This window comes from Psychrobacter sp. M4, from assembly GCF_055699795.1.
In genome coordinates this window covers 3,206,999-3,227,274 of record NZ_CM146740.1, presented here as the reverse complement: position 1 = coordinate 3,227,274, position 20,276 = coordinate 3,206,999, and the positions used below count along the sequence as shown (strand labels likewise).

The following is a 20,276-nucleotide window of genomic DNA, read 5'->3' as shown; positions in this document are numbered from 1 at the left end:
ATTTTTATAAATTATAACATCATTAGAGGTGGTAAAAAATAAAAATATTAGGGTAAATCAAATTTTTGTAGGTTACTTACTCATTTAAATCATTTTTTCTAGTCTCTCTCCGAGCCTCAGCAATCAACTTCCGAACCCTAGCACTCTCCCTCAACACACAAGCCTCATATTCAGTAAGCGCTTCAGCTTCCTGTTTCTGCTGACTTTCCTGCTCTTGCTCCTGCTTAGCCTTTTCTTCCAAGTATTGTTCAAGCGCTTGTTGTTCATCTTGTTGTGAATCACTCATAACTTCCTCCTCATACTATCATTTTCTGCTTGCTGCTATCCGATTGAGCATAGCGCCTAATCGTTCATTATTCTCTTCAATATATTTATCGCCTAGCGCTAGTATCTCAGCGGGTGATTGTACCGTTTCAGGGTAGTCTTCAAGGCCACTTTGGATAGCGGCATTACCATTCGATACCATCTTAGCGAGGCTCTCTTTAGTCACTTCAAAGTGACATTGCCAAGCCAATACCCAAGTGTCTAGCTTTTCATGCTTTGGGGTTTGATAGATAAAGCCTTGATTTGCCCAAGCTTCTGTTGAAGCGATAATACTCGCGCCTTTGGGACAGTCAAAACCCTCACCATGCCAGTGAAATACCGTAAAGTCTTTAGACAGGTCTTGTAATAAAGGGTGCGCTTGTCCGGCTTCAGTCAATTGCATTGGTAACCAAGCGATTTCTTTGACTCCAGACGGCTGAACATTCGCGCCTAAACAATGAGCGATAAGCTGCGAGCCTAAGCAAATACCGATGACGGTTTTGCCCGCGTCAATGGTTTGGGTAATCAATTCTTTTTCTGCGATGAGCCAAGGGTGCTTTTCTTCATCATACACGCTCATTGGCCCGCCCATGACGATCAGCCAATCAAAGCTGTCGGGCGTTGGCAGGGCGTGATTATCGTAAGAACGACTGACCGTAATCGGATGATTATGAGCGTTTGCCCACTGTTTGATAAAGCTTAGATCCGCATAATCGGTATGAAATAGAGCATGAATACGTAATGTCATAAGTTACCTCTTTAAATCTTGCGTATAAACAGTCAAGCCAATTCTGCAAAACCCTATAGGCATCAATCGCTAACCACAAATAGCCAGATACTGGCGTACGACGTTATCCATACCTTGCTCTAATGACTCAACGGTGAAGGCATGACCAATCGACACTTCGGTGACATCGCCAAGGCTGAGCAGATCGGCTAAATTATCTAAATTTAAATCGTGTCCGGCGTTGACGCGTACGCCGTTTTGAGTGGCAAGTTTAATACAGTCGCTAAATCTTTGTTTTACTTCGTCAAACTTATCATTATGACCATTCTCATAAGCGCGCGCCCATTCTTCGGTATAGATCTCAACCGTTTTTACGCCACTGTCTATTACCGCCTCAATTTGTTTGATATCTGGATCGACAAATACCGCGCAGCGCGTGCCAAAGGCTTGCATCTCTGCCGTTAATTTGGACAACATGTCTTTGTGGTTGATGATATCGTAACCATGATCGGAGGTGAGCTGATCTACGCTATCGGGTACCAGCGTACATTGATGCGGTTTTACTTCTTGAATAAGTTCTAAAAAGCGCTCGTTGGGATTGCCTTCGATATTGAACTCGATGTCTTTATAGTCTTGTAGAAACTCGCTGATATCATAGACGTCTTGATATCTGATATGACGCTCATCAGGTCTAGGATGCACAGTAAAGCCTTTCACGCCGAGATCAATCAGCTTTTTTACAAAGTACAATAGATTAGGATAATCGGTACCGCGCGAGTTACGGATTAAGGCCAGTTTGTTTAAATTGACGCTAAATAATGTGCTCATAAGATATCCTTTCGATAGTGTTGGTTATAATTATAGATAAGGTTAATAAAAATTCTCTGTACCAGCATACTTCTTATTGAGCGCTTTTAAAATAGCATAAGTCTCTACGTCCATCACCCCGGTTGGGTTTTGCGGCCTAAAGTGCAATTGAAACGCATAAATGACATCACGGCTTGGCTTGTCCCAGACGTCTGTGTCATTAATCTGATAGCCATATTCACGAAACTCGTTTTTAATCTCCGCTATCGTCGGCACTGCTACCTGAACTTGAGCCATAAAGTAGCGTTTATCCGCCTCATCATACCAAGCGCCAATACCATATTGCTCATACAACTGCTGCCAGGGGAACTTAGCGCCGGGGTCAATTTTACGCGAGGGCGCAAGGTCAGAGTGGCCAATGATATTTTTGGGTGCAATGTCATACTTAAGAGTCAAATCTCGTACGAGCTGTGCGACCTTTTTAATCTGCAATTCATTAAAGGCGACAAAATGCTCGTAAGGATGATATTTGAGCTTACCATCTCTTAGTGCGCCTCTATACTCAGGCTGAATTCCCGCATTGACGATCTCAATGCCGATAGAGGTGTCATTCAAGATAGTCCGACCAGCAAAGCTGCCATCGCCGGCGTGCCAAGCGCGCTCGCTCTCTGGTACTAAGTTATAAATCTTATCATCGTTGTGATCTAAAATAAGATAATGCGCGCTGACTTTGCCTTCGGTTAATAGCTTGATGGAGCGCTCATTATCGCTGACCGTATAGTGCAAAACGATCGTTTTAATGCGCTCACTTTTACCCGTTGCCTGATAAGTGTCGCTATCGATAATGTAGCGCGGTTGGGTAGTGACGCAGCTGATCAAAGGTAGGGTCAATAAAGAAGCTAAAATTAAAGCAGTAAAGTTTTTTGTCATGAATATTCTATATAAAGTAAAGGATACGCTAAATTTAGTTAAGATTGACTATAGTACTATTTGCCAAGCATCTTATTAGATAAATTACTATCTACCTCACTTGATGTTACTACGATCTTTTTGTAACCAATTACCCCTAAAACAATAAATACTGCCAATAGTATATAAGCGTTTAGCGACAATGCTGCAGGTGAGAAGGGTAGTAGCAGTAAGGATATAAAGACAATACTAATGAGTACCGATAAATAATTTAAAATGCCTGCCTGATTTTTCCGGCGCTCGTTAAGTAGGTCAGCCATGGTCACATAAGCGAAGCCCACGGTAATCCCTAAAGAGGCCATACTGACGATATCGAGTAAATAGTTGCGACCCAGCCAAGGCGAGAATAAGCAAACTACAGCGATCAATACCACGGTTTTGGTTTTACTAAAGCGCTGGTTTTTATCGGTAAAAACGCTCGGTAATAATGACGAGTCGCCCATAGATTCTAATAGCTTGACTGACGATAATATAAAGCCGTTGATACCGCTGAGTATCGAGCCGATCATAGCGATGGACAGTAGTGCAATGCCAATGCTACCGATACGATTATCTACGCCTTCACCTGTTGCCCAGTTGCTACTTTCAATGGCCTCGTAATCAAAGTTCATATTCAGCGCGGTAAAGTAGTTGATCAAAAAGTAAAATAACACGCCTGCGACGAGTGAGATCAAGATAATACTTTTAGTTTTGGTTTTTGAGTCACTGATAGATTTGGAGATCTGCGGTGTGGTCTCAAAACCGACATACGCCCACGGCATTACCGCCAAAATAGGCAGCCAAACAAGGCTGGTGATAGAGCTACTTTGCATATCGGTAGGTAAAAAAGTCTCAGTAGAAGGGACGGCCCAAAGCGAGCCAAAGAACAGCGCCGTCACCGAGACAATCATAAATAGCGCAATATATAGCTGGATTTTTGCCCCGACCTGCACGCCTCTGAGGTTAATATAGCTAAATAAAATAATTGCCGCGCTACACAAGAATACCTCGCTGGCATATACCTCCCAGCCCGCGATAGTGTAGAGATAGCCAAGTTGTAAGCTATCCGGCAATAGATATCTTAATAATAAAGCTACGGCTGATATATTCAGCGCCACGATAGAGATATAACCTATCGCCACGCCCCAGCCATAAACGTAAGCGTGTTTGCGATTGATATATTTTTCAATCCAATAGATGCCGCCTGATTCGTTCTCAGGCGTTTGGGTGAGTAGATTGATATAAGCACGTGCGACCATGTAAATGGCCCAAGTACCGATAATAATAGCGACGGATGAGCCTAATAGCTGCGAGCGCGGCAAAAATAAATCGCCTGGCATCACATAAGCGCCCCAGCCGATAATTGCGCCAACGCTAATGGCTATGGCTTGTAGATAGCTGATATTCTCAGTTTTTTTTGTGGTTGTTTTTTTCGTGCTCATTGGATTCCCCCTGAGCACAAAAGGTAAAAGCGAGTTTTTTTAGAGTGAGTTTGGTACATAGAGGCCTTTTGTTGTGACTTAAATTTTGAATAAAAAAGTAGTATTAAGATAAAAAGTATAATTAACACACTTTAAAATAGGTATAGTGCTGCTGGTATCAATTTCGCGCAGCCTCTGTCTGCGTAGGCACAGCACGCAAGGGAAATTGATACTAGCAGCACGTGGCATAGAGCGTGCCAATTTTATTTAGGATTGACCATAGCGTTAAGATATTTTGCTTAAAACTGTTGTTTAATCCTTACGAATCTTCTTTTGTAGCACTTGTTTCCAGCTGTCCTCCAAGCACTCAATAGCAAGCCACGGCTCAATCTGCTCAGCAGCAAATTTCTCTTTGCTATTGGCCAGCTGCCAAAGCTTCTCAAGGGTGGCAAATGGATAAGGACGTTCGATCAAATATACGGGCAGATCAGCGTCAATCATGCCATCGCGTACCACCTCGAAGTACCAGCCAGCGATACCTTGTTTGCTGACCCAAGCGGCGATGTTAGGGACTTTGGTAAACTGACCAATTTGATCGTTGATTTTGTAGCAGGGACGACGCGGCTGTACGATGCGTAATTGCACGCTGTCGCTATCCTCAACGTTGCCATAGTGAAAAACATCACCAATACAAACGGTACGCTCATCCATCTCCAGCAGACCATCTATAGCTTCGGTGGTGAGGTTTTCACCTAAGGTACCGATGCGTACTTTTAGATTAAACTCGTTATTAATTTTGTCATAAGTCGCTGCTGGCAGCTGATGCACGGCTTTTAACGGGCCACCATGATGACGGCGATCGGCTTGCTCATCGGTGCTGAGACCCATAAAGTTGACAGCGACAGGCGCTTTAATTGGTGCTTTATCAATAGCGCTCATCTGTTCACGGGCAAATGGCATAGCTTTGCCAGCACGGACCTCGGTTAGATTAGCAATATGAAGAGGAAGGGGATGATTGAAGTCGGTCTTGGCTGGCGGTTCGCCCGCTGTTGTATATTCTGCGTTCATTGAACGTCCTATGGAATATTATATCAATAAGTAAGTCTTAGATAAGAGGATTATCTTAGCGCAATTAATATGGTTTTTCATACTATTAATTGCGCCGGTTACCACTTAATCGCGCTAAGATTGTCACTAATACGTCCAATAAACTTAAGATAAAAAAAGACCAGACAAGCTACATGAGCTATCTAGTCTCTTTGAATTTGCGTCGGTTTTATTGAACGCTTTTATCTTTTAATTACGTCGTCCCGCTTTCTTCTCGCGCGGGGTGGCGACCAGCTCAGCCAAGCTTTCAGGTGACGACCATAGACCTTCTAAGTCATAAAACTCACGCGCTTGTGGCATCATCATATGCACGACAACAGCGCCTAAGTCAATCAATGTCCAGTCAGAATCGTTGCCACCTTCGCGGCCAAGTGGCATAAACCCCGCTTGCTTAGCATCAGCGCCCAAGTTGTCTGCCATTGCGCGTACGTGGCGCTTGGAGGTGCCATCAGCGATAACGATACGCTCCATCACATCGGTCAAATCTTCTACATCCAAAACCGTTATGTTCTTGGCTTTCATATCGGTTAAAGATGTTTTAACTAAGGCTAAGCATTGTTCTAAGCGTTCATTAGTCATGGTATTGGTCATAAATGTTAATCTCTTGAATCAATAATAAAAGTATAAAGTAATAGTAGTATAAGTAATCATTAAGGCTACTAAAAAATGAGTATAGACAAAACGATGTCAATAGAGTGATTTTAACGGAATTACGCCGCAGAATATAGCTGATGCGCAATAATATAACGATAAACTGCAGGATTGAGCAGTTTTATGAATGCAGTAGAGGGATTACTTATCAATTCAGTGCTTGTTAATTTAGTATTAAATAGGGGCTGGCTAAGCTGCTTACGGATAAGGGTACTCGATATGGTAGCAATCGGATAAGGATCTAGATAAATGCGTCCTTGGCGCTCATTGTTCAAGGGCTGGGGGTTTGTTTGTTGGATTGACAATGGTTGATTTGGCGCTTGCTTGACTGGTAAAAATAAAGTATTGATCGGCTGCGTAAGATTTGCCGGGATATCAGTAATTTGTTTTTTTAGTTCAATAGGCATTTGGATACTAGCTACTTGACTATCAGGTACTTGACTAACAGGCACTTGGGTCTCTGGCGTGTTGGTGACTACTGATTGATCTGCTTGCACCGGATTGGTATTAGCAAAGCGCTCAAAGACCCATAGATGGACATAGTCGGTAAGCTTTAAACCGTCTTTCCATTTATCCAAACTAGATAAGCTATCCATGCCCATAATAAATATCAAGCTATCGTTTGGATAGTGCTGCTTTAATTTACGAACACTATCAATGCTATATACAGGTGGAGACTGCCAAAGCTCAAGCTCACTGATTTGCAGGGGAGTATCTTTGGTAGCCAGTTTGAGCATAGCCAATCGGTGTTCAGGGGCAATAGTTTTTTGTTTAAACGGTGAGCGTGCATTGGGTAATAGCGACACATATAATGAGCGCTGCTCCTCTTTAGCTATGGGCAACAGCTTATTATACACTTGCATGGCCATCTGGATATGACCGTTATGGACGGGATTAAATGAGCCACCAAGATAAGCACGGATAGCTGAGGTGGCAGGATGAGCAGAAGTAGGTTGTGTATTCATGGTGTCATTGTAATAAAAGATAATGATAATAAAAAACCGCTTACCATAAACTTATGATAAGCGGCGACTAAGCTTATTTTATATCGCTAAACTAAATCAAATCGCTATAAGCTTGAATAGCGGTCAAAGCGATAGTGTACACAATATCATCGACCAGCGCGCCGCGTGATAGATCGTTTACTGGTTTATTCAATCCTTGTAGCATCGGACCGACACTGATGACATTGGCACTGCGCTGCACCGCTTTATAAGTAGTGTTACCGGTGTTGAGATCAGGGAAGATAAACACATTGGCTTGACCGGCAACTTTGGAATCCGGCGCTTTTTGTTTGCCAACACTCATGACCGAGGCGGCGTCATACTGCAAAGGCCCATCAACTGCTAATTCAGGGGCACGCTCGCGGACGATTTCGGTTGCCCGCGTGACCTTTTCAACGTCAGCGCCGCTACCTGAAGCTCCCGTTGAATAGCTGATCATCGCAACCTTTGGCTCAATACCGAAAGCCGCCGCAGACTGCGCTGACTGAATAGCAATCTCGGCAAGCTCTTCAGCGTTTGGATTCGGATTAATCGCGCAGTCGCCATAAACCACGACTTGCTCCGGCAATAGCATAAAGAAAACTGATGAGACTAAAGAGTACTGCGGCGCGGTTTTGATAAGTTGAAACGCTGGACGTACGGTATTGGCTGTGGTATGAATGGCACCAGAGACGAGGCCGTCCACTTCATCCATCTGTAGCATGATCGTACCTAAAAACACTAGGTCTTTTAACTGCTCGGTAGCTCTTACTTCCGTGGTTTTGCCTTTACGGCGTTCAACGACGGCGTTGATATACTTATTCATATCTAAGCTGTCAGGATCAAGGATCTCTAAACCTTCTGGCAAGATTAGATTACGGTTTTTGGCCACTTGCTCGACCTCGCTACGCTTAGCAAGGAGTACGCAATCAGCGATACCGCGGCTTTGACAGATACATGCCGCCTCCACCGTGCGCGGTTCAGAGCCTTCTGGTAGCACGATACGTTTTTTGGCTTGCTGCGCTTTTTTGACCACCTGATGGCGAAAAGCGGCAGGCGATAGGCGCGGTTTATGATTACCGCTAAACTGCTCTTTTATCCAAGCCAGATCTAAATGTGCGGCTACGTAGCGGGTGACGTCTTTGGCACGATCAATATCATCACTTGGAATCTCGGCGCTCATATGCATCAGATTCTGCACCGTCTCATAGCTGTCCGTTTCAACGCTCATGATCGGGATGCCTGTTTTGAGCGCCGACTGCCATAACTCTGTAACGGTCTCATTAGGCATGACGCCGCCTGTCAACACTAAACCTGCTAGTGGCACGCCGTTGATACAAGCTAGCGCAGCCGCTAGTAGCAGATCATCACGATCACCCGGTACGACGATGAGCGTCCCGCGATTGAACACTTCATCAACGCGAGCAACAGAACGCGCGGTTAGGCTGATATGATTGATACGGCGAGCTTTGGCATCGCCAACGTTGAGCCAAGTGGCATCAAGCTCGGCGGCGATATCCCAAGTACGCGGTACCGATAAAGTATCGCTAAAGGGCACCACGCCGATCAAACGAAACTGTTCGGTATCAAAATGCGGGGATAGGCGCTGCACTTCTTGGATGAAGCTATCATCAAGTTTAAAGACCGCCTCGCCTGGAGCTACAGGCTGATTCTCAAAGGTATTGGGCACATCGACCCGCATCAAGATGCAGCCAAGCGTACGCTCGCTGGCGATACCGCCAAACGCGCGCGCGTGCATATCGAGCTTATCAGCGAGGTGAGCAGGATCGTTGATATCAGCGTTACTGACAAAGATGATTTTGGCATCAAGAGCGTGGGCAATAGCAAGGTTGATTTGCGCGGCATAAGAGGCTTCGGTAGTTGAAACTAGACCTTCACAAATGATGACATCTTGATCGCCCTCGATAGTGTGAAAATTGACGACCACCTCTTCCATCAAATCATCAAGGTTGCCATCACCAATCATGCGTACGGCGCGCTGGCGGTTGATAGACTCAGGAGGTTTGAGGCCAAATGCCTGCATAGTTAGGGCGCTTGAGCTGTCCAAGCTGTTTTGTTTATCGAGCGTATCGTCTTGCAAAAATGGCTTCATAAAGCCCGCTTTGATACCGTTGTAATCCAGCGCACGGATGAGGCCAAGTGCAGCTGAGGTCACCCCAATACCGCGGCTAATAGGGACAAGTAAAATGGTTTGCATAGCGTATCCTACGGTTCGTTATATCCTTGAGTGATTTTGACTGTACTTAAAACAGCTTTTGAAAATGAATTATTAAATAACTACAAAAGCTTTACTACAGCCCGACTTCTGTAATGCTTGTCTTATAAACGCAGTGCTTAATTTATAGCTCAAAACTTATAGCACCAATGTTTTATAGCGCCAATGATCTATAGTCCCAATATTTTATAGACCTAATGTTTGGCGCGTCTCTTTAGCAATTTGGCGCTCTTCATCAGTTGGAATGACCCACAGCTCAACAGGGCTATCGTCATCTTGGAAGCTGCCTTCGCTGCCGCCAACTAGCGCTTTATTCTTATCGGCACTAAACTTAACACCAAAATGGCGCATCACATCCAAGATACGCGCGCGCGTGGTGGCTGAGTTCTCACCAATGCCGCCAGTAAAAATAATACCCGTAAATACAGGCAGAGCGCAGCTAAGGCTTGCCAGATATTTGCCCACGCGGTAGCTAAACATCTCAATGGCAAGCTGTGCGTCTTTATGACCTTCATTCGCCGCTTGTTCAACCGTACGCAAATCGTTGGATAAGCCTGAGATGCCAAGCAAACCACTTTCACTATTGAGCATTTTGTCGATCTCCTCTAGACTCATACCGAGCAGACGCTTTAGATGAATATGCAGACCGGGATCAACATCGCCGCTACGCGTACCCATCATCAAGCCCTCAAGCGGGGTTAGCCCCATACTGGTGTCTAAACTCTCACCGTCATAGATAGCAGTAGCTGAGCAGCCATTACCTAAATGCGCAGTCAGCCAACCATGCGGACCTTTGGTATCGGTGATCTGACTGGCACGCTCCGAGACGTAAGCGTGTGAGGTACCATGAAAGCCGTAGCGGCGAATTTTTTCTTCTTCATATAGCACGTTTGGAATGGGGTAACGATAGGCAACGGGCGGCATGGTTTGGTGAAAGGCGGTATCAAAAACGACAACTTGCGGAATATCAGGATAAATAGCTTGCACCGCCTCGATACCCAAAGCATTAGCAGGATTATGTAGCGGCGCTAGAATTTTTAGGCGCTTAACCTCTGATAAGACATGCTCATCGACACGCACCGCTTTTGAATATTCGCGGCCGCCATGTACCACGCGATGTCCTACCGCAACGAACTGATACTGCTCAAGCAGCTCAAGGATTTTTTTTAGCGCTAGTTCGTGACGACCTCCTGGAATAGTGATTTCAAGCTTTTCACCCTCTAAAGTCGTGTATTTGATACGAGCTGTATCGAGACCTAAGTTTTCGGCAAGTCCAGTAATACGCGTAGACTTATCTTCACTGATTAAGGCGTACTTGATCGAAGATGAACCGCAGTTTAAGACCAAGGTGGGATTGGTTAGTTGGGTGTGCTCAGCACTTTGATCACTAGCATTTACAGGGGTTGCGTCACTCATACTCTATCCTTAGATGATGTTTGGTTAACTCAAGGGTTAAATAATAAAAACCAGCTTCGTCCCCGTTAACATAAATAAAGCGCTATATGTCAAACTAAAACGTTGCTGATGGTTTATGCTTTTTTGCTGTAGCATGTTAAAAGACGTATCAAAAACTCAATAACGATTTTTGATAGTTAAAAATAATAGTTATTCTGCTTATAATGTAACATATTTTTGGAGTTATACCATGACAACTATAAGGTTTAATATAAGGCTTAACAAGTACGTTCGTCAAGACACTAGCACAGTTGTTTACTGAATATATCCCTCTTATATAAACAGCTTCTATATAAAATAATATAAAGAAAAATTTTTGTAAAAATTCGTCTAACACATTTAAAAATCAGTTTGAAACAAAAAATCAATGCAATCTTTGCTCAATTAAATTCAAAGCACGCAGAGCTTTACTGAATAATGTATTATTAGAATTTACAAAATTCATATCAGCGCTTTTTCATCTTTACTGCTTTTTCACTGCTTTAAGGTTATTTCTCCTATGTTTATTATCCGCCGCGCGTCAAACAGTGACTGCCGTTATCCTCCGTCTGTTAGTCCCAGTCGTTATGCCGTCTATGTATGTTGTGCACTGATTATTAGCAGTGCTGGTCTAGCAAGCTGCGGACAAAAGGGCGAGCTATATATTGCAGAGCCCAGCCAAACGAGTGACCAAATGATAGTCACAGAAACCGCTTCAGAGGCGCTAGATAGTACCCGTCAGCCACAAGACGCCGCTTTTGCTACTATTGACGACGATGGGTACGATAAAACGCGCTACTTAGAGCAAAAGCAGGTAATGCCTGCGGTGAGTAATGATCCTAACGACTATTAACGCGCAAGTAATTCACCAGATTAAGGCCAAAAGATTAGTAATCATTGCGCTCCACCTTTTTAACTTCAACAGCTGATTAGAGACTAATATGAGTAATCCTGCACCGCAAGCCAATACAACTGCCAGTCATGACGATGTTGCTGTTCAAACGCAGCAAGGACTGTATATCGACGCTACTGCTTTGAGCCTACATCTACCTGCTTTAGAGTATCGTAATAATGCTTTATATTTAGAGGACGTAAGTATTAATGAGCTGGCTGAGCATTATGATACGCCCTGTTATGTCTATTCAAAACAGGCAATATTAGACGTTTATCAGGCCTATGCCGATAGTTTTGCTACGCTTGATCATCAAATTTGTTACGCGGTAAAAGCCAACTCTAACCTTGCAGTACTAGGGGTACTGGCAGAGGCGGGCGCTGGGTTTGATATCGTCTCACGCGGCGAGCTGATGCGTGTATTAGCCGCAGGTGGTAAGGCCAGCCGAGTGGTATTCTCAGGCGTTGGTAAAGCTTATGAAGATATTGAATATGCATTAAACCAAGGCATTGCTTGCTTTAATGTTGAGTCGATCAGTGAGCTGATTTTGATCAATGAGGTGGCCCAAAAGCTTGATAAACAGGCACCGATCTCGCTACGGGTCAATCCAGATGTCGATGCCAAAACGCATCCTTATATTTCAACCGGTCTTAAAGACAACAAATTTGGGATCGCTCACGAGCAGGCTTTGGCGGTTTATGAGCAAGCCGCTGGTTTATCAAACATCGATATCGTCGGTATTGATTGCCATATCGGTTCGCAATTGACAGAAGTTGCACCTTTCATCGCTGCTATGAATAAGGTCATTGAACTGATTCACAGCTTGCAAGAAAAAGGCATTGAGCTCCAGCATATCGATCTAGGTGGTGGTTTAGGGGTGCGCTATATCGATGAGTCGCCTGTGTCCATTGAGGATTTTGCCCAAGCCTTATTACCGAAGCTGACAGAGCTTGGTTTAACCGTGTTTTTTGAGCCAGGACGCAGTATCGTTGCCAATGCTGGTATTTTACTGACTCGCGTTGAGGTGTTAAAGCCGACCAAACACAAGAATTTTGCTATTGTTGATGCGGCGATGAATGATTTGATTCGTCCTGCGCTTTATCAAGCACAGATGGCCGTTATTCCTAATCATTTACCTGCTAAAGGCCTTGACACTGACGACATGCAGCCATGGGATATCGTCGGTGCTATTTGTGAGACGGGTGACTTTTTAGCCAAAGATCGTTTGTTGGCGCTTACAACGAACGATATCTTGGCAATAACAGGCGCAGGAGCCTATGGTTTTGTTATGAGCAGCAACTATAACTCGCGTCCGCGCAGCGCTGAGATCATGGTCTCAGGCGATCGCCATCAGCTTATACGTAAGCGTGAAACTATCGAAGACCTATACAATGATGAGGTCTTGTGGCAAAACTAAAAGCGTTAATCATCTAATCATATCTTTTATTGAGTATCGGGTCAGTTAAATTGGACTATTGTGTAGAGTTGTATTATTATTAAGACTCAATTTATGTTTTTAAGTAGCTTGTCATCAAGCATAAATGAGTGGATAGTTTAATCACAATAGCTTAATCACATAATTGGTTCTATTTTAATTGACGCGAAGACAAAACAGATATGAAACAACTGATAGGTGTATATGGTGCCAGTGGCTTTGGCGAAGAAGTAATGCCCTTAGTAAGGTCACAATATTCTAAATTGGATAATCAGCAATTTGTATTTATCGATGATTATAGTCAATCAACAGAATCATGCTTTTACCAGATACTGAGTTATCAAAAGTTTTTAGCACATCCGGCGACTGATAAACAGATAATAATAGCTATTGCCGATAGCAAGATTCGTGAATCAATCGCTAAGAAACTGGCGCAAGACAATATTACTAATCTCTCAATATCCGCCGACAGCTCAACGATATTGGGCAATGTTGAGTTAGGAGAAGGTAGTATTTTGTGTGGTAATACGTACCTGACGTCCAGAATTAAAATTGGTAAGTTTTTTCATGCCAATATTTATAGTTATGTTGCTCATGACTGTGTAATCGGTGATTATGTGACTTTCGCTCCTAGAGTGAGCTGTAATGGCAACGTCCATATCCACGACCATGCTTATATTGGAACTGGTGCCGTCATTAAGCAAGGCACGCCCAATAAGCCACTTGTGATCGGCAAAGGCGCTATTGTAGGTATGGGCGCGGTGGTCACCAAAGATGTACCAGCGGGCGCGGTGGTCATAGGTAACCCCGCCCGACCTTTAGTCAGACAAGAGTATCAAACGAACAACTATCTAAATGAGTATCAAGCTTCATAATTTCTAATATAGTTAATGATATAATTACTGGTATAGTTACTAATGTCGATCATTCAAATATGACCCATTGCTTGATAGTAGTGGGTTTTTTTGTGGCAGATCGTTATTACAGATAACTCGCTACTCGTAACGGTGATGGTTATCTTTGTATCTGGCAGCATGCTAAGATAACGGGTACATAAAAATAGAATAGGACACAAGGATATGTTAATAGAATTTACTAAAATGCATGGTCTGGGTAATGATTTTATGGTCATTGATTTGGTGACTCAGCGCTTAGACTTAACGACTGAATTAGTGCAACTATTGGGTGATCGTCATCTAGGTGTGGGTTTTGATCAGTTGCTGATCGTTGAGCCGCCTATGCGTCCGGATGTGGATTTTAGTTATCGTATTTTTAATACTGATGGTAGTGAGGTTGAGCAGTGCGGTAATGGGGCACGCTGTTTTGCTCGTTTCGTTCAAGCGCGCAAGCTGTCATTTAAACAGCGCCTGCGTGTGGAGACCGCAAGTGGTGTTATCGCTCTGACCACGGATCGTTACGGTTGGGTAGAGGTGGATATGGGTAAACCTAAGTTTGAACCGAACGAGATTCCCTTTACCCCCAAAGCCACCACCAAAATACAAAATGCTTATCATCTAGACGTCTCAGGCACGCCCGTACAGCTGTTTGTAGCCAACATGGGCAACCCTCATGCGGTTATCAAAGTTGATGACGTGCTCGATGCTGATGTCGAGAATTTAGGTAAAGCGATTGAGTCGCATCCAGCGTTCCCGGATAAGGTCAATGTAGGCTTTATGGAGGTGATGAATCAGCGTCACATTCGTCTGCGCGTTTATGAGCGCGGCGTTGGAGAAACTCAAGCTTGTGGTACGGGTGCTTGTGCAGCGGTTGCCATAGGTATACGTGAAGGCTGGCTTGATGAAGGGGAGGAGATTCGCGCGCAGCTTTATGGTGGTAGTATGATTATCCGCTGGCAGCCGGGTTATTCTGTCATGATGACAGGCCCCACCGCTTTTGTTTATGAGGGCGTGTTTAGTCCAGATGGTCTGATGGCGCAGGCGGGTATCAAGCCAAGTCCCACTGCTTAATAGAGCCATTTTTTAGTATGAGGCCAGTTTATGTCTAATACAGAATATGCCGATAAGCAGATCCAAGCTACTGAACTCGATGAGCCGCTGCGCAAACTTTTAGAGCCTGTACAGCGCTGGCTACAGATGTTAGCTGTGCGTAACCACTCCAAGCATACGCTAAGCGCTTACTTTGCAGGGGTGCATCAGCTAGCACTGTTCTTGCGCGGTAAACAGCTGACATGGACGCGCTGCGATAAAAGACAATTGGCACAGCATATTAGCCAGCGCTTAGACGAAGATAAGTTAGCGCTTGCCAGCGTACAACAAGAGCTATCGGCTATTCGTCACTTTTATGGTTGGTTGCTTGAAGAGGGGCTGGCTCGTATCAATCCGACGACAGGCTATCAGCTTAAACGTAGTCCAAGGCCTCTGCCTGCTATTGCCGATGTGGATTTGTTGACGCAGTTGCTTGACCAGCCTACGCCCGAGACACCAGAACAAGCAAGACTTTGGCTACGCGACAAAGCCATGTTTGAATTGCTATATAGCAGTGGTTTGCGCGTAGGGGAGCTAGTAGCGCTTGATATGACAGATCTCGATTTGTCTGCTCTGCGCGTCCGCGTAACTGGTAAGGGCAATAAAACGCGTCTAGTACCCTTGGGAGCCAAAGCCGCCGCTGCTATTAACCGCTATTTGCCGCATCGAGATCTATGGGTTGAGCAACAAGACCGTGCACTATTTATCAGTGAAAAGCTCGGTACACGGTTATCAACGCGAGCAGTACAGCAGCGCTTAAAAGTAGCGGCAACCCGTGCTGGCATTGCTCAAAATCTGTATCCGCATCTACTACGTCACTGCTTCGCCTCTCATATGCTGTCAGGTAGTGGCGATCTGCGCGCCATCCAAGAGATGTTAGGGCACAGTGATATCAGTACTACGCAGATCTATACTCACGTTGATTTTGCCAAGCTCACTCAAGTCTATGACCGCGCTCATCCGCGCGCCACTCACAGTCAAAATGAGGAAAATTGAGCGCTGCCCTAAACCTGTATGAGTCCTCTATTAAGCCAAACGATGGCACTGAAAAATAGGCAGCTTTTGTCGCCCTTGCTGCTGCGCTTGTGTGTCTAAGTTAGCAAAAACTAAGGCGTATTTTTGCTCTTCATCCGGCTTGGCAAGAGCGCTATTATCATAGCTGTCTATCACTGTACCATCAAAAGCAGTAATTGCCGTATGCCCCCATGTCTGACGAACCTTGCCATTTTTATAGTAATGATCGCCGCCTTGCGCCGCACCAATAACCATACATTGACTGTCCAAAGCGCGCGCTTGCAATAGCAAAGACCAGTGCGCCTGTCCTGTCAGATAAGTAAAAGCGGAAGGCGCGCTTAGTAGATCTGCGCCTGCTTGGCGCAAACGCTGCGCAAGAGCTGGAAAGCGTAAATCAAAGCATACCATCATACCAATATTATATACCTTGTCGCTTGCTTCAATTTTCGCTACTACCGTCTGCATCCCCGGCTCAAAAGTTGCCGCTTCGTTGTAGCTACCCTGATTATCAGCAACAGTCGCGGTGAACAGATGAATCTTATCATAGCGTGCCACTTGCGTGCCGTCAGGAGCAAATAATTGACTAACCTGACGCAGACGTCCATCAGGTACGATAACCCCGTCAGGACGGTACGAGCAAGGTAGCGAACCTACAAGTACGTGAATATCATGATCTTGCGCATAATTTGCTAAGGTAGTAGATAAGGAGTCAAAGCGCTCGGCGGTAGCCGCTTGCCTACCCATACTACAGCAGTTCTCAGGCAGTACTACCAGCTGTGCTCCTTGTCGGCTGGCATCAGCAATAGCGGATTTAATAGCGGCCAAGTTTGCTTCGATATCTTGCTGACTATTCATCTGTACTGCTGCAATGGTAAAATCACTATTGTTTTCAACGCTGCTTTTAAAATGCTTGGTCATCTCATTCTCAATTATAGTCTTAAAAAGTAGATATTTTGCTATCATACCCTGCTCAATTGCTGTAGGTTGATGCTTTGATGTTTAATCGTAATCCTAGACAAGCAAAAGCATGCCTTTACTACTTTATCAAAGTTACAAAGCAGATAAACGGCAAAGTAAGTCAGATAAGATGTAAATTATCATAGCAAAATTACTATAAAAAGTGCTATTGTCATAATTTGGTAAGGTTATAGTCGGCTGTCAAGTTTTGTTATAAAAGCATGCTAAAGATTATTTTTCAAACTTACTACCTAATTTTTAGAAATAGTATAAGCTTACAAAAAGCGCCAACATAAAAGCGCTATTGATTATTAACTGTTGTTCTATATTTTTAAGATTATTATATTGGAGTGGAATATACCTGTTATGAGTATGTCGTTTGGACTGGCGGCCACGCTAAATAACTCCCAAAAACTAACTCCGCAGATGCAGCAAGCTATCAAATTGCTGCAGCTCTCTAGTCTTGAGCTGGCACAAGAGGTTCAGGCAAAGCTTGATAGTAACCCGCTACTTGAACGCGTCGACGACGAAGAGGAGTTGTATGGAGACAGTAGTGATGAGCGCGCAGATGAACCTGAATCACTAACGCTTGAGATGTGGAATGCCAATACCGCAGCCGATACCAATGATGGTTCATACGACGATGCATCGAATAGCGATAGCTCTGATGGTAACGATAGCTTTGATAGTAATGATAGCTTCGACGATGGCTATAATAATGTTGATTCATTCGATGACAGCTTTGACGATAGCTTCGACAAATTACAACAAGCAGGTATTGACGATAGTGCTATGGATAGCGGTGATATCAATTATGATCACGACTATCAAGATATGGCAAGTGACTTTTCTGGTTCAACAAGCTCAGACATTAGTAGCATTGATACGGGTAATTATGCATCCGCTGCCACTGGCAAAGGGGGTGGTTATGAAGACCTTGATGACTATCAAGGGAGTACCAGCGCTAGTATCCAGGATCATGTACGCTGGCAGCTTAACTTCAAACATCTCTCAGATACGGATATTGTAATAGCCGAATATCTAATGGACTCAATGGACGATATGGGTTTTATACAGCTTGATATTAATGAGCTGCTACAAAGCCTAAGTACCATGGCAAGCTTTTATCAGTGGGATACTCATATTGAGCGTGATGAGATCGAGATGGTGCTACGGGTCATTCAGTCTTGCGATCCACTAGGCGTAGGCGCGCGTAATCTTAGCGAATGCTTAGCTATTCAATTGGCCAAACTTGACCCTGATACCAGCTATCTAAAACACGCTCAAGTGTTACTATCTGCCAGTGAATATCTGGTCAGCAATAATATCAGAGCATTGACCGAAACCACAGGTCTGTCCTCTGAGCACATAGCTCCAGCAATTGCGTTACTACGCACCTTGAACCCCTCTCCAGGTCTATTGTTTCAAAGCCGGCAACCTGAGTATACGCAGGCTCCTGAAAGCTACGACATACCAGATGTGTTAGTAACACCGCTACGCCGCAACAAAGCAAATAGTGCAGCACAAGACGAAGCTTGGCATGTGCGTCTTAATCCAGAAACACTGCCTAAGCTACGCGTCAATCAAGAGTACGCCAACTTAGTCAAGCGCGGCGACGATAGTCCTGACAATCAGTATTTACGCGAAAACTTGACTGACGCCAGACTGTTTATTCGCAGCATTGAGGAGCGCAATCAAAACCTTCTTAAAGTCGCCACTAGTATCGTACGTCGCCAGCAAGAATTTTTGCGTTACGGCGCTACCGCTATGCAGCCTCTTATTTTAAAAGATGTGGCAGAAGAAGTTGAATTACATGAATCTACCGTTTCACGCCTGACTACCAGTAAGACGATCTTGACCCCGCAAGGTCTGTTTTCACTCAAGCACTTCTTCTCCTCTCATGTCAGTAGCAATGATGGTGATATCTCCTCAACTGCTATCAGCGCCATGATCAAACAGCTCATTACCAACGAGAACCCTAAGAAACCTTTATCAGATAGTCGTATTCAAGCTCAGCTACTCGAAGATGGGATTGACATTGCACGGCGTACTGTTGCCAAATATAGAGAAGCGATGAATATCGGTTCCTCTACTCAGCGTAAACAAAAGTATTAGTCCTTTGATACTCAACCTGTATTTATAAATTGCTCATGCTATAGCTATAGCTGCATCTTTGACAGCTGCCTTCATATTACTCTAAAAATTTTAGACAATCTAAAAACAAAATGTTCTGATTATATATAAATAATAGAATAACAAAAGCTATGATTACATTTAATTACATTATAGCGCCTTGCTACTAGCTAGTTTTCATGACAAATTAGAGGTGTATTAACAATAAAGATTAAGTAGCGTTTCTGTACAAATATTGAGCAGTTTATACTTTTTTAGTATGACCGTAAGATAAAAGGAGAATACAAAACACGCTATCAAATAAAATTGTTAATACTATTGATAAGGTTATTATCAATAAAGTAAGACGTGAGGACACAGATGTCAGCTCGTCTATTGATCGTAAATGATAAATATAAGGATAAAATATATGAATGTTTCTATTAGTGGTCACCACATTAGCGTTACTGATGCCATGGACACAGCTGTACGTGAAAAGATGACCAAAATTGAGCGTCATTTTGATCAAATCCAAAGTGTACAAGTCATTTTATCGTTGGATAATAGTAATAGTGGTAAAAAGAGCCATAAGGCTGAAGCCATTATGCGCGTATCGGGTCAGGAGATGTTCGTACAAGCCTTTGAAGATGATATGTATAAGGCTATCAATGAGATGGCGGATAAACTTGACAGACAAGTACGTAAATATAAAACCCGTCAAGAGCGTAAGAAGACTCAAGGTGCTGGACGCAGTGGACGCTATGCTGATAGTGAAGTTACTACAGAGACAGTACCAACTGTATAGAAGCTAGTAGTTAAGTAGTTAGATAAAACTAAAAGCGAGGATTTGTTAGCAACTTATTGACTTAGCCATTTATCAAATGAGTAACTTATTAAAACAGTATCTATGATTACCTAAGAATATAACTGTCTAATAAATACATAATATAACCATTACTTAACTTTGCCAAAATGAGTCTACAATAAAAATAACCTCAAACATGAGATATGTTTGAGGTTATTTTATAACTCATATTTTTTATAACTAATCTACTTTGGTTAGCTATCACTAGCTTGTACTACTTCGATAGTCATACCATCAACGATGCGGAGCTGATTGAGCTCACCTTCAGGAATGATTAACCCATCAACTTCGACAGCGTAACGACCAGCGCTTAATCCAAGCTCATTAACCACCAATTGCACGGTTTGATGCGTGGTTTGTAATTTTCTTCCATTAACCATTATATCGCTCATGATAACC

Annotated in this window: 19 protein-coding genes; 7 read left to right on the top strand and 12 right to left on the bottom strand. The window is 43.7% G+C overall.

Annotated elements, in window-relative coordinates:
- Nucleotides 1-76: 76 nt before the first annotated feature.
- The 10 genes from ACR63N_RS13495 to ACR63N_RS13450 form a co-directional block, all read right to left on the bottom strand.
- The gene (locus ACR63N_RS13495; RefSeq protein WP_367110376.1) at nucleotides 77-286 is read right to left on the bottom strand and encodes a hypothetical protein; all 210 of its coding nucleotides are present in this window, start codon (nucleotides 284-286) and stop codon (nucleotides 77-79) included.
- An 18-nt stretch (nucleotides 287-304) separates the two neighbouring features.
- Nucleotides 305-1,051: a type 1 glutamine amidotransferase gene (locus tag ACR63N_RS13490; protein ID WP_472782162.1), complete on the bottom strand. Its 747-nt coding sequence runs from the start codon at nucleotides 1,049-1,051 to the stop codon at nucleotides 305-307.
- A gap of 69 nt (nucleotides 1,052-1,120) precedes the next feature.
- Nucleotides 1,121-1,858 (bottom strand): pyridoxine 5'-phosphate synthase, encoded by a 738-nt coding sequence (locus ACR63N_RS13485; RefSeq protein WP_472782161.1) that lies wholly within the window; start codon nucleotides 1,856-1,858, stop codon nucleotides 1,121-1,123.
- 42 nt (nucleotides 1,859-1,900) lie between these two features.
- The gene (locus ACR63N_RS13480) at nucleotides 1,901-2,767 is read right to left on the bottom strand and encodes an N-acetylmuramoyl-L-alanine amidase (protein ID WP_367110379.1); all 867 of its coding nucleotides are present in this window, start codon (nucleotides 2,765-2,767) and stop codon (nucleotides 1,901-1,903) included.
- A 56-nt stretch (nucleotides 2,768-2,823) separates the two neighbouring features.
- Nucleotides 2,824-4,227: an APC family permease gene (locus ACR63N_RS13475; RefSeq protein WP_472782160.1), complete on the bottom strand. Its 1,404-nt coding sequence runs from the start codon at nucleotides 4,225-4,227 to the stop codon at nucleotides 2,824-2,826.
- Between the two features lie 291 nt (nucleotides 4,228-4,518).
- A complete protein-coding gene (locus ACR63N_RS13470) occupies nucleotides 4,519-5,274 on the bottom strand; it encodes an MOSC domain-containing protein (RefSeq protein WP_472782159.1) in 756 nt (251 codons plus the stop codon).
- A gap of 228 nt (nucleotides 5,275-5,502) precedes the next feature.
- On the bottom strand, nucleotides 5,503-5,904 hold the full coding sequence (gene rsfS, locus ACR63N_RS13465) for a ribosome silencing factor (RefSeq protein WP_367105800.1): 402 nt from the start codon (nucleotides 5,902-5,904) through the stop codon (nucleotides 5,503-5,505).
- A gap of 119 nt (nucleotides 5,905-6,023) precedes the next feature.
- On the bottom strand, nucleotides 6,024-6,929 hold the full coding sequence (locus ACR63N_RS13460; protein WP_367110382.1) for a nicotinate-nicotinamide nucleotide adenylyltransferase: 906 nt from the start codon (nucleotides 6,927-6,929) through the stop codon (nucleotides 6,024-6,026).
- A gap of 91 nt (nucleotides 6,930-7,020) precedes the next feature.
- Entirely contained in the window at nucleotides 7,021-9,165 is a 2,145-nt protein-coding gene (gene pta, locus ACR63N_RS13455; protein WP_367105798.1) for a phosphate acetyltransferase, read from the bottom strand.
- A gap of 204 nt (nucleotides 9,166-9,369) precedes the next feature.
- Nucleotides 9,370-10,599, bottom strand: coding sequence for an acetate/propionate family kinase (locus tag ACR63N_RS13450; RefSeq protein ID WP_367105797.1), 1,230 nt, complete (start codon nucleotides 10,597-10,599; stop codon nucleotides 9,370-9,372).
- A gap of 538 nt (nucleotides 10,600-11,137) precedes the next feature.
- Between ACR63N_RS13450 and ACR63N_RS13445 the strand changes: the two genes are divergently transcribed.
- The 5 genes from ACR63N_RS13445 (at nucleotide 11,138) to ACR63N_RS13425 (ending at nucleotide 15,925) form a co-directional block, all read left to right on the top strand.
- Nucleotides 11,138-11,470, top strand: a complete 333-nt coding sequence (locus ACR63N_RS13445; protein WP_367110384.1) for an LptM family lipoprotein — start codon at nucleotides 11,138-11,140, stop codon at nucleotides 11,468-11,470.
- A gap of 88 nt (nucleotides 11,471-11,558) precedes the next feature.
- Nucleotides 11,559-12,926 carry a diaminopimelate decarboxylase gene (lysA, locus tag ACR63N_RS13440; protein ID WP_367105795.1) on the top strand — a complete coding sequence of 456 codons (1,368 nt, stop codon included), beginning with the start codon at nucleotides 11,559-11,561 and terminating at the stop codon, nucleotides 12,924-12,926.
- Between the two features lie 200 nt (nucleotides 12,927-13,126).
- Complete coding sequence (locus tag ACR63N_RS13435; RefSeq protein ID WP_367105794.1) at nucleotides 13,127-13,819, top strand: acetyltransferase; 693 nt, start codon at nucleotides 13,127-13,129, stop codon at nucleotides 13,817-13,819.
- 204 nt (nucleotides 13,820-14,023) lie between these two features.
- Nucleotides 14,024-14,911: a diaminopimelate epimerase gene (gene dapF, locus ACR63N_RS13430; RefSeq protein ID WP_367105793.1), complete on the top strand. Its 888-nt coding sequence runs from the start codon at nucleotides 14,024-14,026 to the stop codon at nucleotides 14,909-14,911.
- Between the two features lie 30 nt (nucleotides 14,912-14,941).
- Nucleotides 14,942-15,925: a tyrosine recombinase XerC gene (locus ACR63N_RS13425; RefSeq protein ID WP_367105792.1), complete on the top strand. Its 984-nt coding sequence runs from the start codon at nucleotides 14,942-14,944 to the stop codon at nucleotides 15,923-15,925.
- Between the two features lie 30 nt (nucleotides 15,926-15,955).
- Here the strand turns inward: ACR63N_RS13425 and ACR63N_RS13420 are convergent, their stop codons facing one another.
- A complete protein-coding gene (locus tag ACR63N_RS13420) occupies nucleotides 15,956-16,861 on the bottom strand; it encodes a nitrilase-related carbon-nitrogen hydrolase (RefSeq protein WP_367105791.1) in 906 nt (301 codons plus the stop codon).
- Between the two features lie 405 nt (nucleotides 16,862-17,266).
- On the opposite strand from ACR63N_RS13420, the gene rpoN reads away from it, so the two are divergent.
- Together rpoN and hpf are read left to right on the top strand one after the other, a co-directional pair.
- Nucleotides 17,267-19,015: an RNA polymerase factor sigma-54 gene (gene rpoN / locus ACR63N_RS13415; protein ID WP_472782158.1), complete on the top strand. Its 1,749-nt coding sequence runs from the start codon at nucleotides 17,267-17,269 to the stop codon at nucleotides 19,013-19,015.
- Nucleotides 19,016-19,442: 427 nt separating this feature from the next.
- Complete coding sequence (gene hpf / locus ACR63N_RS13410; RefSeq protein WP_367105789.1) at nucleotides 19,443-19,817, top strand: ribosome hibernation-promoting factor, HPF/YfiA family; 375 nt, start codon at nucleotides 19,443-19,445, stop codon at nucleotides 19,815-19,817.
- Nucleotides 19,818-20,071: 254 nt separating this feature from the next.
- Here hpf and thiS read toward each other — a convergent pair whose 3' ends face one another.
- A complete protein-coding gene (thiS, locus tag ACR63N_RS13405) occupies nucleotides 20,072-20,269 on the bottom strand; it encodes a sulfur carrier protein ThiS (RefSeq protein WP_367105788.1) in 198 nt (65 codons plus the stop codon).
- Nucleotides 20,270-20,276: the final 7 nt, after the last annotated feature.